The 21,724-nt window shown below is 34.9% G+C and carries 23 protein-coding genes, 1 riboswitch and 1 other annotated feature; of the genes, 9 read left to right on the forward strand and 14 right to left on the reverse strand.

Annotated elements, in window-relative coordinates:
• Nucleotides 1-12: 12 nt before the first annotated feature.
• Complete coding sequence (locus U860_RS0102450) at nt 13-1,263, forward strand: PAS domain-containing sensor histidine kinase (protein ID WP_025147266.1); 1,251 nt, start codon at nt 13-15, stop codon at nt 1,261-1,263.
• Nucleotides 1,264-1,697: 434 nt separating this feature from the next.
• Entirely contained in the window at nt 1,698-2,126 is a 429-nt protein-coding gene (locus tag U860_RS0102455; protein ID WP_025147267.1) for a hypothetical protein, read from the forward strand.
• Between the two features lie 105 nt (nt 2,127-2,231).
• On the opposite strand, the gene U860_RS0102460 is transcribed toward U860_RS0102455, so the two are convergent.
• Nucleotides 2,232-4,253, reverse strand: a complete 2,022-nt coding sequence (locus U860_RS0102460; RefSeq protein WP_025147268.1) for a PBP1A family penicillin-binding protein — start codon at nt 4,251-4,253, stop codon at nt 2,232-2,234.
• Between the two features lie 311 nt (nt 4,254-4,564).
• On the opposite strand from U860_RS0102460, the gene U860_RS0102465 reads away from it, so the two are divergent.
• The 3 genes from U860_RS0102465 to U860_RS0102475 all read left to right on the forward strand — a co-directional run bounded on the left by U860_RS0102465 (nt 4,565) and on the right by U860_RS0102475 (nt 7,113).
• Nucleotides 4,565-5,185 carry a DUF47 domain-containing protein gene (locus tag U860_RS0102465; RefSeq protein WP_025147269.1) on the forward strand — a complete coding sequence of 207 codons (621 nt, stop codon included), beginning with the start codon at nt 4,565-4,567 and terminating at the stop codon, nt 5,183-5,185.
• 11 nt (nt 5,186-5,196) lie between these two features.
• A complete protein-coding gene (locus tag U860_RS0102470; protein ID WP_025147270.1) occupies nt 5,197-6,195 on the forward strand; it encodes an inorganic phosphate transporter in 999 nt (332 codons plus the stop codon).
• A gap of 117 nt (nt 6,196-6,312) precedes the next feature.
• Nucleotides 6,313-7,113: a sulfite exporter TauE/SafE family protein gene (locus tag U860_RS0102475; RefSeq protein WP_025147271.1), complete on the forward strand. Its 801-nt coding sequence runs from the start codon at nt 6,313-6,315 to the stop codon at nt 7,111-7,113.
• Nucleotides 7,114-7,406: 293 nt separating this feature from the next.
• Here U860_RS0102475 and U860_RS0102480 read toward each other — a convergent pair whose 3' ends face one another.
• On the reverse strand, nt 7,407-7,634 hold the full coding sequence (locus U860_RS0102480; protein WP_002171100.1) for a hypothetical protein: 228 nt from the start codon (nt 7,632-7,634) through the stop codon (nt 7,407-7,409).
• 170 nt (nt 7,635-7,804) lie between these two features.
• Here U860_RS0102480 and U860_RS0102485 point away from each other — a divergent pair, with 170 nt between their 5' ends.
• A complete protein-coding gene (locus U860_RS0102485) occupies nt 7,805-8,317 on the forward strand; it encodes a Crp/Fnr family transcriptional regulator (RefSeq protein WP_025147272.1) in 513 nt (170 codons plus the stop codon).
• Nucleotides 8,318-8,347: 30 nt separating this feature from the next.
• Here the strand turns inward: U860_RS0102485 and hmpA are convergent, their stop codons facing one another.
• Both hmpA and U860_RS0102495 read right to left on the reverse strand, forming a co-directional pair.
• Nucleotides 8,348-9,556, reverse strand: a complete 1,209-nt coding sequence (gene hmpA / locus U860_RS0102490) for an NO-inducible flavohemoprotein (RefSeq protein ID WP_025147273.1) — start codon at nt 9,554-9,556, stop codon at nt 8,348-8,350.
• 158 nt (nt 9,557-9,714) lie between these two features.
• Nucleotides 9,715-10,806, reverse strand: a complete 1,092-nt coding sequence (locus tag U860_RS0102495) for a site-2 protease family protein (RefSeq protein WP_025147274.1) — start codon at nt 10,804-10,806, stop codon at nt 9,715-9,717.
• 151 nt (nt 10,807-10,957) lie between these two features.
• Between U860_RS0102495 and U860_RS0102500 the strand changes: the two genes are divergently transcribed.
• Complete coding sequence (locus U860_RS0102500) at nt 10,958-11,155, forward strand: hypothetical protein (protein ID WP_002171096.1); 198 nt, start codon at nt 10,958-10,960, stop codon at nt 11,153-11,155.
• Nucleotides 11,156-11,290: 135 nt separating this feature from the next.
• On the opposite strand, the gene U860_RS0102505 is transcribed toward U860_RS0102500, so the two are convergent.
• The gene (locus U860_RS0102505) at nt 11,291-12,142 is read right to left on the reverse strand and encodes a hypothetical protein (protein ID WP_025147275.1); all 852 of its coding nucleotides are present in this window, start codon (nt 12,140-12,142) and stop codon (nt 11,291-11,293) included.
• A gap of 108 nt (nt 12,143-12,250) precedes the next feature.
• On the opposite strand from U860_RS0102505, the gene U860_RS0102510 reads away from it, so the two are divergent.
• Nucleotides 12,251-13,027: a class I SAM-dependent methyltransferase gene (locus U860_RS0102510; RefSeq protein WP_025147276.1), complete on the forward strand. Its 777-nt coding sequence runs from the start codon at nt 12,251-12,253 to the stop codon at nt 13,025-13,027.
• A 40-nt stretch (nt 13,028-13,067) separates the two neighbouring features.
• On the opposite strand, the gene U860_RS0102515 is transcribed toward U860_RS0102510, so the two are convergent.
• Nucleotides 13,068-13,277: a hypothetical protein gene (locus U860_RS0102515; protein ID WP_025147277.1), complete on the reverse strand. Its 210-nt coding sequence runs from the start codon at nt 13,275-13,277 to the stop codon at nt 13,068-13,070.
• 262 nt (nt 13,278-13,539) lie between these two features.
• Nucleotides 13,540-13,798 (forward strand) — a binding site (T-box leader).
• A 56-nt stretch (nt 13,799-13,854) separates the two neighbouring features.
• Here U860_RS0102515 and brnQ point away from each other — a divergent pair.
• Nucleotides 13,855-15,210 carry a branched-chain amino acid transport system II carrier protein gene (brnQ, locus tag U860_RS0102520; protein WP_025147278.1) on the forward strand — a complete coding sequence of 452 codons (1,356 nt, stop codon included), beginning with the start codon at nt 13,855-13,857 and terminating at the stop codon, nt 15,208-15,210.
• Nucleotides 15,211-15,234: 24 nt separating this feature from the next.
• Here the strand turns inward: brnQ and U860_RS31085 are convergent, their stop codons facing one another.
• The 8 genes from U860_RS31085 to U860_RS0102560 form a co-directional block, all read right to left on the reverse strand.
• Nucleotides 15,235-15,591, reverse strand: a complete 357-nt coding sequence (locus U860_RS31085; protein WP_025147279.1) for a DUF3992 domain-containing protein — start codon at nt 15,589-15,591, stop codon at nt 15,235-15,237.
• 10 nt (nt 15,592-15,601) lie between these two features.
• Nucleotides 15,602-16,234 carry a response regulator transcription factor gene (locus tag U860_RS0102530; RefSeq protein ID WP_025147280.1) on the reverse strand — a complete coding sequence of 211 codons (633 nt, stop codon included), beginning with the start codon at nt 16,232-16,234 and terminating at the stop codon, nt 15,602-15,604.
• Nucleotides 16,231-17,286, reverse strand: a complete 1,056-nt coding sequence (locus U860_RS0102535) for a sensor histidine kinase (RefSeq protein ID WP_025147281.1) — start codon at nt 17,284-17,286, stop codon at nt 16,231-16,233. The genes U860_RS0102530 and U860_RS0102535 overlap by 4 nt, the downstream gene beginning before the upstream one ends.
• Entirely contained in the window at nt 17,286-18,026 is a 741-nt protein-coding gene (liaF, locus tag U860_RS0102540; RefSeq protein WP_025147282.1) for a cell wall-active antibiotics response protein LiaF, read from the reverse strand. Before liaF ends, U860_RS0102535 begins: the two co-directional genes overlap by 1 nt.
• Nucleotides 18,027-18,132: 106 nt before the next feature.
• Nucleotides 18,133-18,795, reverse strand: a complete 663-nt coding sequence (locus U860_RS0102545) for a PspA/IM30 family protein (protein WP_025147283.1) — start codon at nt 18,793-18,795, stop codon at nt 18,133-18,135.
• Between the two features lie 44 nt (nt 18,796-18,839).
• Nucleotides 18,840-19,196: a hypothetical protein gene (locus U860_RS0102550; protein WP_025147284.1), complete on the reverse strand. Its 357-nt coding sequence runs from the start codon at nt 19,194-19,196 to the stop codon at nt 18,840-18,842.
• Between the two features lie 322 nt (nt 19,197-19,518).
• Entirely contained in the window at nt 19,519-20,835 is a 1,317-nt protein-coding gene (locus tag U860_RS0102555; protein ID WP_025147285.1) for a Na+/H+ antiporter NhaC family protein, read from the reverse strand.
• Between the two features lie 94 nt (nt 20,836-20,929).
• Nucleotides 20,930-21,035: riboswitch (SAM riboswitch) on the reverse strand.
• Nucleotides 21,036-21,155: 120 nt separating this feature from the next.
• A complete protein-coding gene (locus U860_RS0102560; RefSeq protein ID WP_025147286.1) occupies nt 21,156-21,674 on the reverse strand; it encodes a DUF402 domain-containing protein in 519 nt (172 codons plus the stop codon).
• Nucleotides 21,675-21,724 lie beyond the last annotated feature (50 nt).

The following is a 21,724-nucleotide window of genomic DNA, read 5'->3' on the forward strand; positions in this document are numbered from 1 at the left end:
AGTTATTTATTTATGCTTCAAGACGACACTATTTTATCTCATGAAAATCGAATAAAAGAATTAGAAAATAAAGTACGGTTTTATGAAGAGCTTGTGAATCAATTACCACATCATTTCACATATAAAAATCCACATATTGGTTTACAAATAAAAAAAACGAGAACGTCTCATTCTATTCAGCACATACAAAAAGAAGATAAAGAGCCTAAATTTCATCTTACTTGCGATTCATTGTTCTTATTTGAACAACTCGAAAAACATTTTGTTCATATTTTCGATGCTTTTTCGCATCACGTCACTTTTATTGATAGTAAAGGTAACATTACATTATGTAACCAAGCTGCAGCAGATGATTTGGGTGTAGTACGAAATTCTATAATTGGAAAACCAATTCAACAATTATTAAACTTACCTGAAGAAAAAATTAAAGCTATTGAAACGTTAAAAACGGGAACTGAAATATATAATGAAGAAGTTTTAGACAAAAATTATGGTATCGTAAATAACCGCATTATTCGCGATTATAATGGAGATATTTTCAGGGTTATTAGCGTATTCCATTATTTAAATACAGAACGGGATGCCGAAAAGTTTTCCTTAGCTGGACGAATAGCAGCTGGGATTGCACATGAAGTACGAAATCCCCTTACAACGGTACGTGGATACTTGCAATTTTTACAAGAGAGCGTTTCTCCATCCAATAAAGATTTGTTTAAAAGTCTACTCATCCCTGAATTAGATCGTGCAAATAGCATTATTACAAAATTTTTAGCTATTTCAAAAACGCGTGAATTTACTAGAGAGCCGTTTCCCATCAATACATTTTTACGCGATTATATTCAACAACTACTCGCTAGTGAAGTTTTTTTACACAACATTTCTATTGATTATAATTTTTCTGCCGAATTAGATGATGTACTCGTCAATATTGATCGTCATGAACTCGTACAAGTTTTTTTAAACTTATTTCAAAATGCTGTCGATGCTCAAGGTGAAAAGCCTCTTTCTATTCAAATCACTAGTTATCGCTTAGATAATTTTGTTCGTATTACTTTCAAAGATAACGGAACAGGTATTCCTCCAGCTATTCAAGAATATATATTCGATCCATTCTTCTCTACAAAGGATTCAGGAACCGGACTCGGATTATCAGTAACAAAGAAAATTATTCAAAACCATAATGGCACATTAAAAGTTTCTAGTGATCAAAGTGGTACAACTTTTACTATATCCATTCCATTAATGCCAAAGAGAGATAATTGAAGTTTCGATAAAGTGAACCTTTAATCAATGAGGGATGTTCATCCCCCATTGATTATTAGCCCTCACCAATCGGAGTCTTACTGCCTACAAATAGCGGGATAAATCAAAACAGAGGGGACAGTTAAAAACTACCCCCTCTGTTTTCGTTTCACTCATAAATGTCCCTAAAAAATGATATAAAGTGAAACTTTATATCATTTTTCCATCTCCTACTAATTATTTCCCCCACTAATCAGCCTTTTACTAGATAAAAATCCTTCAATCTCTTTCATGCTCCTTACTAAGTGGGTGAAATCTCTCTTTTAATAAAAAGGAGCACTTATTTGGGAGGACAAGTGCTCTTTCTTTACGTTTCTTTACCTCAAATTTACTCTAGCTTAATCCTCATTTTGTATGATAAATAATGAAGACAAAGATATGAAAGAGGGATGAAAATGAGAGTTATATCACTGACACGTTTTTGGATTGCTCTTATGATATGCATAATTTTATGCATAGGATTTTTTTCAACTCTAAAATATTCAGCTATATCAAAAGCAGATAGCAAAACAGTTCCATACGAACTTCTGTATACAAAGCAAAACAACGTTCCTTATTCCTCTTCCACACAGAATGAAAAAAAGGTTATAAAAGGAATGCTTATTACAGAGGCTTCTAGTTATGAACACCTACTTCAAATTGCCGAAACGATTAAAGATCAATATAAAAATAAAGACGTTGATGAAATAACACTTTCTATCCATAATAAAAATACTGGAAGTTACGAAGAAGAATTACCATATGAACCCATTAGTAAAGGAATAATAACCGTCACGTATGATTCTCAATCCTTCGGCAGTACCAATGTTGCGCTCAACAAATAAAGTGGAATTTTAATCAGTAGGGATTTTCCCCATCCCCCACTGATGATTAACCAACCGAGCTTTTACCACAAAAAAGAGGCGAATCTCGTTATTCGCCTCTTTCTTTTACCAAAATGATGGAATCCACTCTTTCACTTTATCAATCCACTCTTGTTTCTGTTCTTTTCTTTGTTGTTCCTCTTCTTTTCTTCGCTTTTCTTCCTCAATCGTTTTTAATTGTTTTGTATAGTCCGCCTCAGATATTAACGATAACTGAAATGCTTTTTGAGCAGGGTTTCCGTTCGCTTTTTTCATAATATCCCGGAACATTGTCGTTGTAATTTGGCTGCCCCCTGGCACATAATGCTCACTATCAGTTTTATCATACCCTACCCAAATCGCGCCTACTAAATCCGGTGTATATCCAACAAACCATGAATCCTTTGCACCAGCACTTGGTCCATTTACAAGCTGAGTAGTTCCTGTTTTTCCGGCTGTATCAATATTATTAACTTTCGCTTTTTCACCTGTTCCTTTTTCGACAACACCTTTTAATAAGTATGTCATCTTTTGAGCAATTTTCTCGCTCGTCACACGTGTTTCTTTCTTATACCATTTCCCAATTGTTTCACCTTCAGCATTTTGTATCTCTCTAATCGCATGGGCTTCTATTTGGACACCATCGTTTGCAAATGTACTATACGCTTGAGCCATGACAAATGGAGAAGTCCCCATATGCATACCTCCTAAAGCGATCGGATACGTACGGTCTTCAGGCTCTAATGGAATACCAAAGCGCTCTAAAGATTTTAATCCTTTATCTAATCCGATTTGCTCTAACAGCCAAACAGCTGAAACGTTATACGATTTTGCTACCGCTTCATACATGGTCACATTACCGTGAAAAGTATGATCACTATTTTGTGGTTTATATTCTTTAATATTAAACGGTTCATCTTTTAATACATCGTACACTTCATATCCTTCCTCTAAGGCTGGTACATACACAGCAAGAGGCTTTAATGTTGATCCTGGTTGCCTTTTTAATTGCGTTGCATGATTAAACTGTAAAAATTGATAAGGACCTCTACCCCCAACTAAAGCTGGAACACCGCCTGTTTTTGGATTCATAAGGACGACTCCAGTTTGCATAAGCTGGTCTGATCCACTATCTTTAAAGTAGTTATCATTATTCACAACATCTTCTACAGCTTGTTGTTTTTTCGGGTCAAGCTCTGTATAAATACGATAACCACCTGCTAAAATTTCATTTTGTGTCAATTCGTACTTGTCCATCGCTTCTCTAACAATATAGTCTACATATTGAGAATATTTCCCCTTATATTTATCATCTACACCACGCTTTAATACTAGACCTGCTTCTTTCTCCTTACTATACTGTTCTTCAGAAATATATCCTTGCTCTTTCATTAAACTTAATACGACATTACGTCTTTCAATTGATTTATTAAAGTTTTTATAAGGTGAATACGCAGACGGCGCTTTAATTAATCCCGCAATCGTTGCAGCCTCTGATATTGATAAGTCTTTTACCTCTTTATCAAAATAAGATTTAGCTGCTCTTTTTATACCCCAAGCACCTTCGCCAAAATAAATTTGATTCATGTACATTTCAATAATTTCATCTTTCGTATAAGTACGTTCAATTTTTTTAGTTAAAAAATATTCTTTAATTTTACGTGAGAATGTACGGTCTTGCGTTAAAAATACATTTTTCGCAAGTTGTTGCGTAATTGTACTTCCCCCCGCTACAACCTCACCCGCTGTAATATTTTTGAAAACCGCACTAATAATTCCACTATAATAAATGCCATGATGACTAAAAAATTCCTTATCCTCTACTGCAACAATTGCCTGAACCATGATGTCAGGAATATCTTTCCTTTTAACTCCTTCTGTTTTAGAAGAAGCTAATTTGGTTGCAACTTCATTATTGGCATCGTAAATTAAAGTCGGTTGTGGAACAGCTTGTTTTAATTCAGATATGTCTTGAATGGAAATTATTATATTCACAGCAACAAATAGGGTAACGAGTAAACTCCCCAATACAATTAATGAATTGCGCAGTTTCTTCCTCTTATTGAACCATTCAAGCATTTTTTTAAAGTGAGTGTTCTTCAATTTCATTCGTTCACTTCCTTCATTTGTTTACACTCTTCTTTTTAAAAGGAAGAATATACCTCCTTTTAAATTTATTATAATAACGTAGTCTTTCCTATAGTGTAAAGCTTTTCTTTAACATTCATACTTTTTGCAAGAAAAGGACATTCTACAAGTAAGATATTCATTATTAAGTATTAATATTATTAATACAACAATGTGAGTTATGTTAAGTTTTTGTAAACTTTTCGATAAAATGTTTTAAAAAACGACAGTTTTTTGTTAGAATTGACTAGCCAATATATTTTACATATATTACTTTTGTGGGGGTAACAATAATGGTCTTTAAATCAAAAAAAGATAAATTTTCTGAAATGCTAATGAACGTTTCCGAAAATTTAAAAGAAGGCGCGCAGTTTTTCGTGGAGTATAAAATTAAAAATGCTAGCGATTTAAAAGAATTTTCTATGCGCATGAAAGAGTATGAGTCAAAAGGTGACTCATTTATTCACGAAATCATTATGGAGCTAAACAAAGCGTTTATTACTCCTATTGAACGTGAGGACATCCTACAGCTTGCAATGAGTATGGATGATGTATTAGACGGATTAGATCACAGTGCTGGTCTATTCGAAATGTATTCTATTACAGAAGCTGATGAATACATGATTAAATTCGTTGAAGCAATTAATCAATGTGCGATTGAGATTGCAAACTCTGTTGAACTTCTGTCTAACAAAAAATTAGTCGACATTCGTACAAATGCGATTAAAATTAAGGATTACGAGTCACAATGTGATGATATTCGCCGTCATGCGATTAAGCACTTATTCTCTCGTGAAAAAGATCCGATTAAGATTATTCAATTTAAAGAGATTTACGAAGAGCTTGAAGAAGTGGCTGATAGCTGTCAAAGCGTTGCAAACGTATTAGAAACAATTATTATGAAGAACGCGTAAGGAGTTTGATCATGGATACACTCTTGATACTGACCGTTTTAGTAGTCATTTGCGCTTTAGCTTTTGACTTTATCAATGGATTTCACGATACAGCAAACGCTATTGCAACGGCTGTTTCAACGAAAGCTCTAAAGCCTAGACATGCAATTATTATGGCAGCTATTATGAACTTTTTAGGTGCAATGACATTTACAGGTGTAGCAAAAACTATTACAAAAGATATCGTTGACCCATTTGCCTTGCCAAATGGTTCCCTTGTAATTTTAGCTGCTTTGCTTGCAGCAATAGCTTGGAATTTGATTACTTGGTACTACGGTATTCCAAGTAGTTCTTCGCATGCAATCATTGGAGCAATCGCTGGTGCTGCAATTGCTGCTGCTGGTTTTAGCTCATTAAACTTTAAAGGGTTCATAAAAATTCTTGAAGCTTTAATCATTTCACCGATTATCGCTTTTGTTATTGGTTATATCGTATACAGTGTTTTTAAAGTGGTCTTTAAAAACTTTAACTTAACGAAAACGAACAAAAACTTCCGTATATTCCAGATCTTCACTGCAGCATTACAAGCCTATACACACGGTACGAATGATGCACAAAAAGCAATGGGAATCATTACGATGGCTCTTATGGCCAATAACTATCATACTTCTAGCGACATCCCGTTCTGGGTACAATTATCTTGTGCAATTGCAATGGGTCTTGGTACTTCTGTCGGTGGATGGAAAATTATTAAAACTGTCGGTGGACAAATTATGAAAATTCGTCCTGTAAATGGTGTAGCTGCCGATTTATCATCATCTCTTGTTATTTTCGGTGCAACATTCATTCACTTACCGGTTAGTACGACGCACGTTATCTCTTCTTCTATTTTAGGGGTTGGTGCTTCTCATCGTGTGAAAGGCGTAAAATGGGGAACTGCAAAACGCATGTTAATTACTTGGGTTATTACACTTCCTATTTCAGCTTCTTTAGCTGCGTTATTTTACTACTTATTACATTTAATCTTTTAATCAAAAGTCGTCTTCCTTATTTTTCTAGGAAGACGACTTTTTTGTGAACAAGCCTATTTCTTATTAAAAAGCGTGTATAATGATTGATGGATAAGTTATATAGAGGAGTTGGCAATTTTGGAATACATCATGTTACTTTTCATCGGATTAATCGCCGGGACGGTTGGGAGCCTAGTAGGGCTTGGGGGCGGAATTATTATCGTTCCGTTATTAATTGGATTACACAGTTTATCACCACAACTCGCAGTGGGAACTTCTATGGTAACAGTCGTTTTTACAGGACTGGCTTCTACCCTTACTTATATGAAGCATAAACGGGTGGATTATAAAAGTGGACTTATTTTATTTATCGGGAGTGGCCCTGGTGGTATTATCGGATCATGGGCAAATAAATTTTTAAACCAAGATACATTTTCTTTATACTTTGGGATTTTCCTTATATTTGTCTCCATTCTTCTTATGCTACGAGACAAATTAAAACCTCTTTCCTTATCAAATATGACTGTAATTAAGCGTTCTTTTACAGATAACGAAGGAAATACTGTACACTATCAATTCCCACCGTTTCTCGCTATCTTTATTGCCTTTATAGTTGGATTTATATCTGGTTTATTCGGAATTGGTGGTGGCGCCTTGCTTGTTCCAGCAATGATGCTCCTTTTTGCATTCCCAGCACACATTGCTGTAGCCACTTCAATGTTTATCGTATTTCTATCAGCGATTGTAAGTTCTTTAACTCATATTTCTCTTGGAAATGTCAGCTGGATGTATGCATTAATTCTTATTCCTGGCGCATGGATTGGCGGAAAAATCGGGGCTTATATTAATACAAAATTAAGCGGTAATGCCGTAATTAATTTATTACGTATCACATTAATAATTCTTGGAACTAGATTAATCATTACTTCACTTTTATAACGCGTTCTTTCTAGAATGCGTTTTTTCTTATACACATGAATATAAAAAGGATCCTAGGAGAACAAATAAAACTACACAAACACTTAATAGCATAAAATTTGAAATATGTACTTTCTTCAAGTTGATCACTCCTATAGCTGCGACTGTTATCTTTATGATAGCGAAAAAACAGTTCACATGCGGTTACAAAGTGCTAACAATGCAAAATCATTTATTACAAATTTTATCCTTTTATTTCATTTCTTCGTATAATCTATCGATTCAATAAAAAAAGATGTCATATTGACATCTTTTTAGTGAAGAAGTGACCATCCCATAAAGTCTTCATGTACTTGGCACGCCCTCTTATCGTTTCGATCATATAATTCAGCATAACTATCTGTTTCTTCATCATAAGCCATCGTATAAATAATTTGGCCGTCTATTTCAACGGATAAAACGACTCCACCTTTCATCTCTTCTACATGAATGATAGCATTCGCCGGAATTTTCATATCCGTCATCTTCATCGCATCTAACAATATACTAAACCCCCTACAGCGTATTCATTGCTAGTACTATTACACACTAAATAGTATACTACTGTAATAGCATACATTTCGTCAATGAAATTGCTGTTTAAAAAGCATATTGTCTTTATACATATACGCTAAAATAGAAGATATAGAAATGTTTAAATGGGGGGCTAACATTGATTTTACACAAAGGAGATGTACTATTCCGTCAAGGCGAGGACGGTCCTTTATATTTTATAAAAACAGGTTTATTAAAAGTGGTAAGGCTACAAGAAGACGGAACACCATTTTTGTTCAACATTATCGTTCCGGGTGAAACGATACCTCACCATTCTTTAATTTCACCGAAGGAATATCACGGTACAGCTATCGCTTTAATAAAAACAGAAGTTGAACCTATTATTAGTGGTGAATGGTACAATAAACTTCAGGCGAATCCTGAATCCTATGCCGACATCGCTATGCAATTGCAATCAAAATTAAGAATGATGCAACAACGTATTGATCAATTGACAACCGTCTCTCCGAAAGAACGTCTTCATCGTTTACAAGAGTGGTTCACACTATATTTAGGTGACATTCCTATATATGAAATATTAACGCAAACTGAAATTGGTCAACTAATAGGAATACGCCGTGAAACAGTAAATCGATTATTAAGAGAACAAACAAAAAACGAGGCAAAGTAACGCCTCGTTTTTTGTTTGTTCAAATTTCACCTATTGTAAGCTTGCTGCTGGACCGAAAAATTCATAATGAATGTTCTCTGGTTTAACGCCTAACTCGATTAATACAGCATTAATATGTTTCATGAATGGCACTGGACCACAGAAATAAAATTCTGCTTCTGTTGTTGGAATAATAGTTTGTAACCATTCACCTTCAATGAAGCCTTCTTTATCAAAGTTCTTCATTTCCAAATCTTTTTCAGTTGGTGCAGAATAGCAAGTATATGCTTTAACTTGTTCGTATTCATTGTCTACTGCCTTAACGTGTTCTTTCATTGCATGTGTGTTACTATTTATCGCTGCATGAACAAAACATACTTTACGTTTTGAGTCTTGTTCAATTAACGTATTTAACATACTCATCATCGGTGTAATACCTACTCCACCACTAATTAGTACAACAGGTAAAGTTGAATCCATATTTAATACGAAATCTCCCGCTGGTGCACTTACTGGTAAAATATCCCCTTCTCCTACATGATCATGTAAGTAATTAGATACTTTACCGTCTGGTGTATCTACACCTTTTTCTTTCTTTACACTAATACGATAATATTCTTTTCCAGGAGCGTCAGACAAGCTATATTGACGATTATGTGTATATGTTTCACCTTTAATATTTATTTGAATCGTTACATATTGTCCTGGGATGAATGAAGAAACTTTCCCTCCATCTTCAGGTTTTAAATAAAATGACGTAATAACATCGCTTTCCTTCACTTTTTTAACAATCACAAAGTTGCGGAAATCTTTCCATCCACCATCTTTATGTGCAGCTTCTTCATACATCTCAGCTTCAATGCTAATGAATGCGTCAGCGATGACACCATACGCTTCTCCCCATGCATTTAAAACTTCGTCTGGCGCGCCTGCAACCTCTTTAATCGCTTGTAGTAAGCATGTACCTACAATCGGATAATGCTCCGCTTTAATGCCTAAACTTCTATGTTTATGACCGATTTGTTTTACAACTGGAATAATAGCTTCTAAATTATCAATGTACATCGCAGCTGCATAAACAGCATTTGCCAACGCTTGTTGTTGTCTTCCCTTTTTCTGATTTGTATGGTTGAAAATATTTAATAACTCCGGATGTTCCGAGAATAAAATTTGATAAAATCTCGTTGTAATTTCAACGCCTTTTTCTTGTAATAATGGTACTGTTGACTTTACGATTTCAATTGTTTTTGCACTTAACATTGTATCCCACTCCTCTATTTCCTTAACTGTTTTTAGTTTAACTGAATTGTATAATACATATTGTGATTTTAATCACTATTAACATGGTGTTTTTGTGAAAAATATATGAACAATGCACATTCCTTTATAAATTCTTCCTATCATTTCGACACTATTTTCTACACACTTCTCCTTGGCAAGTGCTCTTGCAAAACAACATACCCTTCATAAGCTGTATAACCGAGTATAGCCATTAATCCGATATAACAAGCAAATACTGTCCATTTCGTTTTCGTATCGACTTTATAATAATTTTCTTGTTGTCTCCTTTCTATTTCCCATTCATTTAATTTTCTTTCCGACACTTCAAATGCTTCTCTTATACGAATTGTATACTCATCTTTTTCATCTTCATATGGGACATAATCAAGTGGCTCAAACTTTGGTAAAAGGTACTCTAACACTTCGATTTTTTGAAATTCTCCTGTTTTTAATTCTTTCTCTCTTTGTCTTAATACATTCATCTCATGGTGAATCATATAAATCGTTCGATGTACCGCACCGGTTTCCTTTAGTTCCTCTTCAAGCCTAGCAACATATTCTTTCATTCCATCTATTTTATATCCTAATTCCTTAATTGGCTCATCTCTCTTTATTACTCTATATAGTTCCATACAGCCGATAATAAAAATAAATCCCCCCAAAATACTTTTGAAGTAAATAGAATAGCCGAGTAGTAAAACAAGCCCTGCTCCCCAAATTTTCGTACTTACAACTGAAATAATTCGTCCGCCATCTAATGGGGAAACTGGAATTAAATTGAAGAAATTAATCATACTTCCAAGTAAAATAATTAGCGCCCAAAACGGCTCTTTCGTTACCATATAAAGTGGAATGGCCGGTAAAAATGAAAGCAATCCAAAAAGAGGTCCCATATATGCAATATAAGCTTCATCTTTTGCATTTTTCGGCATCTCTTTCATCCCAATAAGAGCTCCCATAAATGGAATGAAGATCGCTGGTGATGTAGGGATTCCTTTTCTTCTCGCTGCCCATAAATGCCCCATCTCATGAACAAACAACAAATAAACGAGTGCTACTCCAAACTTCCAACCATATATAACTGCGTATGCACCAAGCGATAAGAACATACTAAATACTGTTGAAAATTTTGCTAGCTTAAAAATCGCAAATATCCATTTTAACTTTGATAGTAAAAATAACCCTATCGCGACGATAATTCCCCATAATCCTTTTTTATTATTTTTCATATTCCTCTCCTTTACATCACCTTAATGAGTCATACACTCTCATCAAAGTCTACCCTTTTCTCTATTATGACATATTTTTCTCTTTTCTTAGAAATAATGTTTATATCATCCATTTTTAGCCGAAAATATAAGTGAAAGGAGGTAGAAACAAATGAAATTACAATCTCTCATAATAGGTGCCCTTTCTTTTTTAGCTTCAACTCTTATTTTTTATACAGTTAGCTACTTATTATTATTAGATTGGTTGCCAAATCACTTATTTATAGCTCTTATTATTCTTTCCGCTCTTATGATTTCTTTTCTTATTACCCGAAAATCAATGAATGAGCCATCTGCAAAAGCAAAATAATAGAGGGGGCCTTTGCCCCCTCTATTATCATTTCCTAGGAAAGTCCATATTACTTTTATTATTTACAAACTAATAAAATTTCTAATTTACCCCGCATAAACAGACAGTAAGACTCCCACTGATTATAGTTTCACCTTATCTTTGTAAATTCATTTTTTCACCATAATCTTTTACAATTTGGATGATATTTTGAAACACCCCTAGTTTTTCTTTTTTACTATTTAATATTTGTAAATCATAATTATCATAATATGTTTCTAATGATTTTAATTGTGATAATGAAGCATCTTTTATTGGAACAGTAATATTCACTTCATACTGCTTATATCCTTCTTTTACTTTTTCAGCTGAAATGATTTTACTCTCTTTTGCTCCAACTAATTTTTGAACTTTTTCCGGGAAGATTAATTGCAAATAATATTCTTGTTCCTTCTCCAGCTTGTTGTATAGTGATTGTGAAATTGTATACCGGACCTTATAATTCATTTTCTGCTCATCTGCTTTAATATGGAATGCGGTAATCTGCATATCTTTTTTGGTCACTTCCGTTAAATTATCTATCTTCGTATCATCTTCTTTTTGATCTGAAACATTTGGGAATAAAGATAAAAGCTGTTGCGTTTCTTTTTCGGTAAGCATGTACATATCTTTCTTATATTGAATCCACCCCCGGCGATCTTCTCCTCTTAACCATGCATAATATGTTTCTATTTTCCCATTTCTACTAATTTGTATTTCATATTCCGGTTCGCCAAAGCTACCTGTTATTTCTTGCTTTTCTGCTTTGGTTATAATGTCTACCACTAACTCCGCATCCATTTTCTTTAAATTTTTTTCTTCTTTACCTTTTTGTATAACAGTTACCTGTAATGGTTCTTTCACTTCATTCACTGTCTCCTCTACTTGTTTTGTTTCTTTCTTTTGCTCGGCTTGACCACACGATGCGAGTAAAATCACACATAAAACCATTAAATACTTCCCTTTCAAATCGATCCCTCTTTTCTAATAAGAAACCCTTATAACCTTCATATAAGAAACAAAAACGTGACATGATATAAAATGAGCTACACTATACACTGAAGGGAGGATTTTACAATGTCCATTAATTTTCATGACGCAAATAATAAGTACACATATGCAAATCGTAACGCACATATTTCATGGCGGGAAGCGATAAACAATATTGTAGATGTACAAGACAAACGAATAATTGATATAGGGTGTGGCGGTGGTATTTATACAAAAGAACTTGCACTTATGGGGGCTTCAAACGTTATTGGACTTGATTTTTCAAAAGAAATATTACAAGCCGCAAAGGAAAATTGTAGCAGCTTCCCAAACATTTCATTTATTCACGGTGATGCACATAATATCCCGTTCCCTGATGAAACATTCGATATTGTCATTTCACGTGCAGTGATCCATCATTTACAGGACATTCCTACATTTTTAAGCGAAGTTTCTCGCATATTAAAAAAAGACGGTATGCTTATTCTACAAGATCGAACCATTGAAGATTGCATAATTCCAGGAAGCCCTGAACACATTCGTGGATATTTTTTCTCCGTCTTCCCAAAACTCATTGAAACAGAAGCGAAAAGAAGACCAAAAACCACTACTATTCAGCACTTATTACAAAAGCATTCTCTTCAAGCGTTCCCCATTCAAACACAATGGGAAGTACGAAAAATTCACGATTCAGTAGAAGCATTACTACAAGATTTATCCCCTCGAACAGGTCGATCCATTCTGCACGAATTAACGGATAATGAACTTTCTCAACTTCTACATCATATTCAAACAGCATTACAAAACCGCTCTCCTATTATCGAAAGAGATCGTTGGACAATTTGGAGTGCTTTGAAATTGTAAGGAAGGAAGCCTCACAAAAATAATGTGAGGCTTCCTTCTTTCATAATCTAATTTTGCAACACTCTTGATATCCTCCACTTCTGGCCTGTGCACTTCCACACTTCGGACATACTAAATATCTAGACTGATTTGTCAACAAACTACCTTTTTGAAAGAGTAAAACTTCTGCTTGTTTAAACGAACGCGAATAATATAACCATATAAAACCAGATATAGCAATAATGCCAAATAATACTCCCATCGCAAACATTTCAGTCACCTCTTTTGGTTTGTTCTTTCCAGCAAGTGGATTGTTGTATTATTCTCTGCAAATTCAAATGATTCCTTCTTTACTCCTATAAATATCAATTTTCTCTATAAACTTTACAATTCTCTATAATGTTTTACACCATTTTTACAAATAACATTAAACCTTATATTATCCGCTATATTTCTACATAAAAATATATTTCCCAAAAAATATGTTGACTTTCTAAAAAAAACATGTGAAAATACTGTCAGAATACTTGAATAAAAATTCATTGACGAGAACGAGTACGTTATAGGGCTGTTCCCCAGAGAGTTGGCATTTTGCTGAAAGCCAATGCTCAGTTCGTAACCGAAAATCATCTCCGAGAAGTAGAACCGAATGCTGAAGTAAGTTCTTACCGGCCGTCCCCCGTTACAAGGAACACGTATCATGTTGTACGTTGCAAAGCCGTATACATATAGATATATTTCTACATGTATAAATTAGGGTGGTATCGCGGGTAAATATAACTCGTCCCTTTCTTCAGGGACGAGTTTTTTGTGTTCTTACAATGAATTTACAAAAAGGAGGAAAAACAATGAACACTGTATCAAAAAAACATATTTTTTTCACAGGTCTTATGCTATTTTCTTTATTTTTTGGGGCAGGAAATTTAATTTTCCCTCCTATACTTGGACAAAATGCTGGTGAAAACTTTTGGCCAGCAATGATTGGCTTTTTACTAACAGGGGTCGGTTTGCCGTTACTAACTGTTATCGCTATTTCTTTATCAGGAAATGGAATGCAACAACTTGCAAGTCATGTTCACCCATTATTCGGAATTTTCTTTACTGTAGTTGTATACATTGCAATCGGTCCATCTATGGGAATTCCACGTGTCGCTAACGTCGCTTATGAAATGGGAGTTAGTTCTTTCTTACCAGAAACTATTCGCTCTAGCAGCCTAGCACTATTTTTATACACGGTCATCTTCTTTGCTATCGTATTTTGGCTTAGTTTAAATCCTTCTAAGCTCGTCGATCGTATCGGAAATATATTAACACCTATTTTACTATTCTCTATTTTCTTATTATTTGCCAAAAGTGTATTTTCACCACTTGGGCAATCAGGACCAGCAATGCAAGAGTATCAAACTTCTCCAATTTTCAAAGGTTTTATGGAAGGATACTTAACGATGGATACCATTTCAGCACTTGCATTTGGAATTATTGTTGTAAATGCCATTCGCTCAAAAGGTGTGAATGACCGTAAGTCAATTGCCATCGCAACAGCAAAAGCGGGACTTATTGCCGCGACTGGTCTCGTACTTGTATACGGTGCACTTGGCTGGCTCGGTGCTACAAGCATCTCTCTCGGATACGCAAAAAATGGCGGACAGCTACTTACTGTTATCGTACAGCAATTATTCGGTCCATACGGTCTGATCCTACTATCTCTTATCGTTTCACTCGCTTGCTTAACAACATGTGTTGGTCTTGTATCTGCATGCAGTCAATATTTCTCAACATTATTAACAAAATTTTCATACAAAACATTAGCAAGTATCATTTGCATGTTAGGATTATTAGTTGCCAACTTAGGTTTAACAAAAATTATCGCAATCTCTGTTCCTATTTTACTTGTCGTATATCCAATTGCAATTGTACTCGTGTTACTATCGTTACTTCATAAATATTTCGGTGGATATCGATTTGTTTATGTAGGTGCTTTAATTGGAGCCGCGGTTGTGAGCGTATTTGATGGATTAAAACAAGGGAATATTCCTGTTTCATTTATCACATCTTATTTCGAGTTTATTCCATTATATAATGAAGGTATCGGCTGGTTAATACCAGCATTAGTTGGGGCTATTATCGGTCTTGCTATCGCAAAGCTAAGTGGTGCAAAAGCAGTACCATTAACGGATCATTCATCTGAATCGAAAGCATCATAAAAAAACTCCCGTTTCGGGAGTTTTTTACATTTGATAAGAAATATGATTAAAGCTACTTACTTTACAAGCTTTCGTATAGTAATCAATATTCGTATCCACTGCTTCTACTTTTACAACATCATAGCAATCTTCTTGCTTTACTAGAAAAAAATAATATTCTTCCGTCGCCTCGATAATTGCAATACGATCTGTTTCAATATCATATTGTTCACAAAGTGCTTGCAACGCATTCACATAGTTACCTAATTTTTTCGTTTTATCCATTCCAAATATCGTTTGAACTAACATACACTCTCTCCCCTTTGTATGTACTGTTAACACCTTAATGATAACGCTTACATAATTAACCGTCAACAAAAAGCTTTGACCATATATAGTCAAAGCCTCCTTCTTATTTCGTCAATTGATGTCTAAATGCATAAATAACCGCCTGTGTACGGTCACTTACATTTAGCTTATTTAATATATTACTCACATGTGTCTTTACTGTTTTGAGGGCAATAAACAACTCATCTGCAATCTCTTGATTACTTTTCCCCTCTGCAATTAATAACAAAATTTCAAACTCTCTTTCTGTTAACTCTTCATGCAAAGGTTGTTCTTTCTTTTGACGCATACGAGACATCATTTTGCCAGTAACTTTCGGCTCTAATACCGTTTCCCCATCATAAGTAGCTCGTACAGCGTCTGCAATATCACTCGCTCTTGATGTTTTTAATAAATAACTTGTCGCTCCCGCCTCAATAACAGGATACAACTTTTCATCATCTAAAAAACTCGTTACAACTACAATTTTCGCTTCTGGCCATTCTTGAATAATTGCACGCGTTGCTTCAACCCCGTCCATCTCATCCATGACAAGGTCCATTAAAATAATATCCGGTCTTAATTGCAAAGCTAACTCTGAACCTTTTCTTCCATTTTCAGCTTCTCCAACTACTTCAATATCTGGCTGCGTTGATAAATATGCTGATACACCCATTCGGACCATTTCATGATCATCAACTAGTAATACTTTTATCATGATTCTCCCCCTCTCTCAATCATAATCGGTACTTTCACTTCTATTTGCGTACCTTTATTTGGAAAACTAAGAACCTTTAATGTACCACCAATTTCATGAACTCGTTCTTGCATTGATCTTAAACCGTATGAACCTGCCTTATTAACCCCAACTTTAAAACCAACACCATCATCAATAATTTTCAAAATCGCATATTGATCAATTTTGCGTAGACGTACTTCGGTTTTCTTTGCCTTTGCATGCCGTAAAGTATTAGACAGAGCCTCTTGTACAATACGGAATAAATGATCTTCTACACCTTTTTTTAATTGAATCGGTTCAATTAACCATTCAATTTTCATATGTTGCTTTCTAGACAGTTCTGTTAATAATTCTTCTATACCCTCTGTTAGTTTCTTACCTTCTAACTGCACTGGGCGTAAATGAAGGAGCAATGCTCTCATTTCTGATTGTGCATTTACAACCATATTCTCAACAAGTTGCAACTGTTTTTTCGTCGTGTCTGGAATTTCAGCTACTTGTTCATTAATAGCTGACATCATCATCGACATTGCAAAAAGCTGCTGACTTACAGAATCATGTAGCTCCCTCGCCAATCGATGCCTTTCTTGGGAAATCGCTTCTTGTCTCATCTCTTCATTCCAATGAGCTCGTTCATTCGTTACTTTTTGAAATAGCCCAGCTTGCTCCTCTAATCGACGAGCAAGACCGATTACTTTTCGTTCCACTTCATGAAATTCATCATCCGCAGTAAACGAAACATCACTCGGAAAATTCCCTCGCTCTACCTCAAATAGAAAAGTATTTAATCCTTGTATACGCTGCTCTATATAATAACCGATTGCATAGCCTATAATTCCTCCGATAAGAAGACTAGTACTCATAATAAACAAGCCAATTGGAACAGAAGCAATGGATTCCTTCCATAGTAAATCATAAACTTGTTGCTCACTTTTCCATACATATACAATTGTACAAATGAGTGCAATACTCACAGAGGACAACATAGAATAACGAATATACATCCACGAAATATTCCTTTGTTTTTTCATTATACTTTCCTCACTTCCGTATCGCCTACGACAAGCGAAGAAATAATTTTTATACGGCGAGGAGCTTCTTTATACTGTTCTGTTCTAAACGTAACAGTACGGTTAAATCCTGTTTCCTCGTGTCCTGGCAGGAGCACTCGCCCAACAATAACAGAATGATTTAAAGACAATTCAATGTCATACGGCACATATAAACGAATGTTACCAATGACTCCCCGAATAACAATTACCGTTTCTCCCTCTGGAATCATCGCGGTTGTTAAATCAATCTCGACATCACAAGCACCATATTGGACGTTAATATCCTCAAGTTCATAAATATGATCCATCATTCGTACATTACCTACGAACATATTTTTTATATACGGTTCTGTACGATATATTTGTTTTTCTTCATCTATATATCCCTTTTCTTTAATTTCAACTTTCATTGCTTTTTGCTGATGTCCTTGTTGAATCAGTTGATAACCAATTAAAGCTAAACAAGCAAATACAACAAGTACGAATGCTGCTGATGAAAATAAGAAGAATAGAAATACAATGCCACCAACAAATAAAAATACATTCCCTCTTACATAACGGTTCTTCTTTCGATAATGTCTCCCAAACATAATCATAATAAATGCAAAAATTAGACCACCTGGTTCAAAATGTCCAAGTATCATATCAAGAAAAAGACCGAATCCAAATATGATGAGGAGCATCCCCATTAATTGTGTTTTTGAAAAATGCTTCTTCATTTCAGCTCCCCCCTCTTTGTCACATATACATAGAAGAAAAGGCATTGCTTTCCAACACCTTTTCTCCTATCACTATATCATAAGCCTGTTTTATTATATACTACAATTATTTTGTTACTTCTTTCGTTAACGATACTTCATTTTTCTCTTTCATTTCACGCTCAAGTTTTGCAATTTTCATATCAAATGTGTCGCGCTCATGCTCTTCATTTATACGAAGCTCTAAGTCACGAATGTGATCTTCAATTTCTTCGAATCGTAAGAACGGATTATTTTCATCCATTTTATGAATAGCAGTATTCATACGGCGGTTTGCATGTGCCATATTTTCACGTGCCATGAGTTCCATACGCTTTGCATTCATTTCTTTTAATTTATTTTTCATGTCAGCAAGACGGCGTTCTAATTCATCAATTTGCTCTACAACACCTGCATACATTTCCTCTAAGCGAGTTACTTGCCCTTCATAATACGCTACTTCCTCTAATGCACGTTCATGTAATTGTAATTCGCCTGCTTCTTGTGCGATGATAGCTTGCTTTGATCTTTTATTAACGAAATAACGTGCTTGCTCAAGCTCACGAGCAAAGTTAGATTTTAATGTTTTATGACGCTGAATTAACTTCTCAATTTTCGTTATTTCACGCTCACTATCGCGTAAATATTGGTTTAACATAGCAATTGGATTTTTTCTTTCTTTCTCATCTAGCACATTATGAAAATCAGCTAAAATTGCATCGCGTACACGTCCGAATAAAGATTGTTTCATTATAATCTTCCTCTCTTCTACTTTATAATTTGATTTATTTTGTATTAGTTTTTCATTAATTTGTTCCACTCATCTTCAAAGTTGCTATATGGTTTAGAACTTTCTGGAGCAGAATCAATAACTACATTTTTTTCTTTTTTCCACTCACGGTATCCATAGTATAAAACTACTAATGCTGCGATACCGATTAATGCTGGGGAATGAGAAAGGGCGATGGACAAGCCGATTAAACCAACAATACCCCAAGCTAACTTTCCAAAAAATGATTGTGCTCGCACAAATGATTTATAGCTCCAGTACACAACTCCTGCTCCGATTGCGAATCCTACAATACCAGCAAGACTACCAAGAGCAATTAAAGCCAAAATGCCGGCCGCGATAAACGCTAGAAATTGTTTCATCTTGTGCTTGCCTCCCTTCGATTTGATACTCTTATCTTAACTATTTTTTCACTTTTCCATAACGAGCTTAAGAACTGTTTTCGACTCAGACTTAAGACCGAGTTGAATTCAGCCTTTTGTAAAATAGATATTCCTCTCAACAACATAAGACAAGTTGACAAACACATTTATCCCGTTAATGCCCGATTGATGAGGACTAATAACCAGTAGGTATAGGTGCTGAATCCTCATCAATTAAAATTTCACTTTATTACACATAAAAAGCCGTTCAGAGAATGCTCTCTGAACGGCTTCAGTTGCTACTAATAAAATTCATAGTTGATTACGCTGTTTTATGATACTCTTTTTTCTCCGCACCCTTCGAAAAACGCGGGAAACCAATTAAAATCGAAATGATGCCACATACTCCAACTAATATTGGATAAAATGCATAAGGTAACAATTCAATTGGAGATAATGCAGCAAATCCTGCCGCTGTTAACATTTGAGCACCGTACGGAATTAATCCTTGTACACAGCAGGAGAAAAGATCTAATACACTCGCTGATTTACGTGGATCAATTTCATATTGATCCGCAATATTCTTCGCAAGCGGACCTGTAAAAATGATAGAGATTGTATTATTTGCTGTACACATATTCGTCATACTCACTAAGCCAGCAATTCCAAACTCTGCTCCTTTTTTCGAACGAATATTACGCGTTAAAAGATTCATTAAATATTGAATACCACCATTATACTGGATAAGTTCAACCATACCACCGATTAAAATTGCAAGTAATACTAATTCCATCATACCGCCCATTCCAGTCGTTACACTTTTAAAGAAACTCTCTAACGTATAACTTCCATCTATGAGACCGATAACACCAGATAGTACAGTTCCGCCTGTTAACACGATAAGTACATTCCAACCAAGTAATGCTGTAACAAGTACACCTGCATATGGTAAAATCTTCACCCAATCAAATGTATGAGCTTTAATTTCTGTATCACTTCCTAAAGTAATCATTACTAATAGTACAATTGTAATGATTGCAGCTGGCAATACAATTAAAAAGTTCGTTTTAAACTTATCTTTCATTTCTGTTCCTTGCGACCTTACAGCTGCAATTGTTGTATCAGAAATAAATGATAAATTATCACCAAACATCGCACCACCAACAACAGTCGCCATCGTTAGTGCAATTGAGATATCAGTTTGCCCACTAATACCTACAGCAATTGGCGCTAATGCGGCAATAGTTCCCATTGAAGTTCCCATCGCTAATGAAATAAATGCCCCTATAACAAAAATTCCAGCAACGATAAACCCTTGCGGTAAAATAGATAGCGCTAAGTTAACTGTAGAATCAACTCCGCCCATTCCTTTTGCTGTTTCAGAAAACGCCCCTGCAAGTACAAAGATTAATACCATAATCATAATATCCGGATTTCCTGCACCTTTTGCAAATCGTTCCACTTTCACATTAAAGCTTTCTTTACGATTCATCGCTAAAGCAATTCCTACAGCAATTGAAATCGCTACAAGTATCGGCAATTTATAGAAATCACCTGTAATAATTCCAGAACCAATAAATAGCGCCAAAAATATTCCAAGTGGTAATAATGCTAAACCATTTCCTCTCGTTTCTTTCAAAGTATCATCTCTCCCTAGTTTTCAACCTTTTCTAATGAACAACAAAAGACCTCTTCCAACGAGAAGAGGTCTTATACATCTATAAGAAACGCTCTTCTCATCTGTCAAGCACATGCTTGCTGGATTTGGCACAGCACTCTAAAATCGAGTCCGCTGCCGAGGCATCGTAGGGCCAGTCCCTCCGCCTCTCTTTATAAGAAGGTTTCATATTTATTTTTTAATAATAATTTCTTTCCTAACTTTACTCGCTTACAAAACAAAAGTCAATTATTTTTTGTATAGATTTTTTTGGTAATTATACAAAAACGTGAATACATCAATCATTTTAACTTTTCAATCTCTTTATCTATTATTGAAATCCAATAAAATTCTCCCTTTTTTATCGCTGCTACAATCCATTTTGTTATATGCCAAGCTAATTCATATTCTTCCTTAGTAATATCACCCATACTATAGGCATCCTCTAACTCGTCTTCATCCAATACATAAATCTCACCGTTCGGTAACAATACTACATCTAAATATAAATCATCAAAATAAGGTAAACCACGCTCGTCTATTTTATATTCTTTCGTCACGTCGATATAATATTGCACTAATTTTTTTTGATCGTCTAACATAGCTGTAATTGCAAAGTTTTTCCCGTTTATAAAATATTGCATCCATGTATACTCATCACCTGCAATGCAAAGTTCTTTACCTTTGTATTCTTTATAACTAGGCTCTCTCACGTTTTTTATATTCAGTACTCCTAACATACCTTCTTCAACTTGTTTTACTGTGTATGTCTTCTCTATTAATCGCTTCCACGTAGAACCATCACCGTACTTACGTTTCATAACTCCCTCTCCTCTTTTACATACAGAAAAGCTCTCACATATTATGTGAG

The sequence above is a fragment of the Bacillus sp. H1a genome (genome assembly GCF_000633475.1).
Taxonomy (GTDB): Bacteria; Bacillota; Bacilli; order Bacillales; family Bacillaceae_G; genus Bacillus_A; species Bacillus_A paramycoides.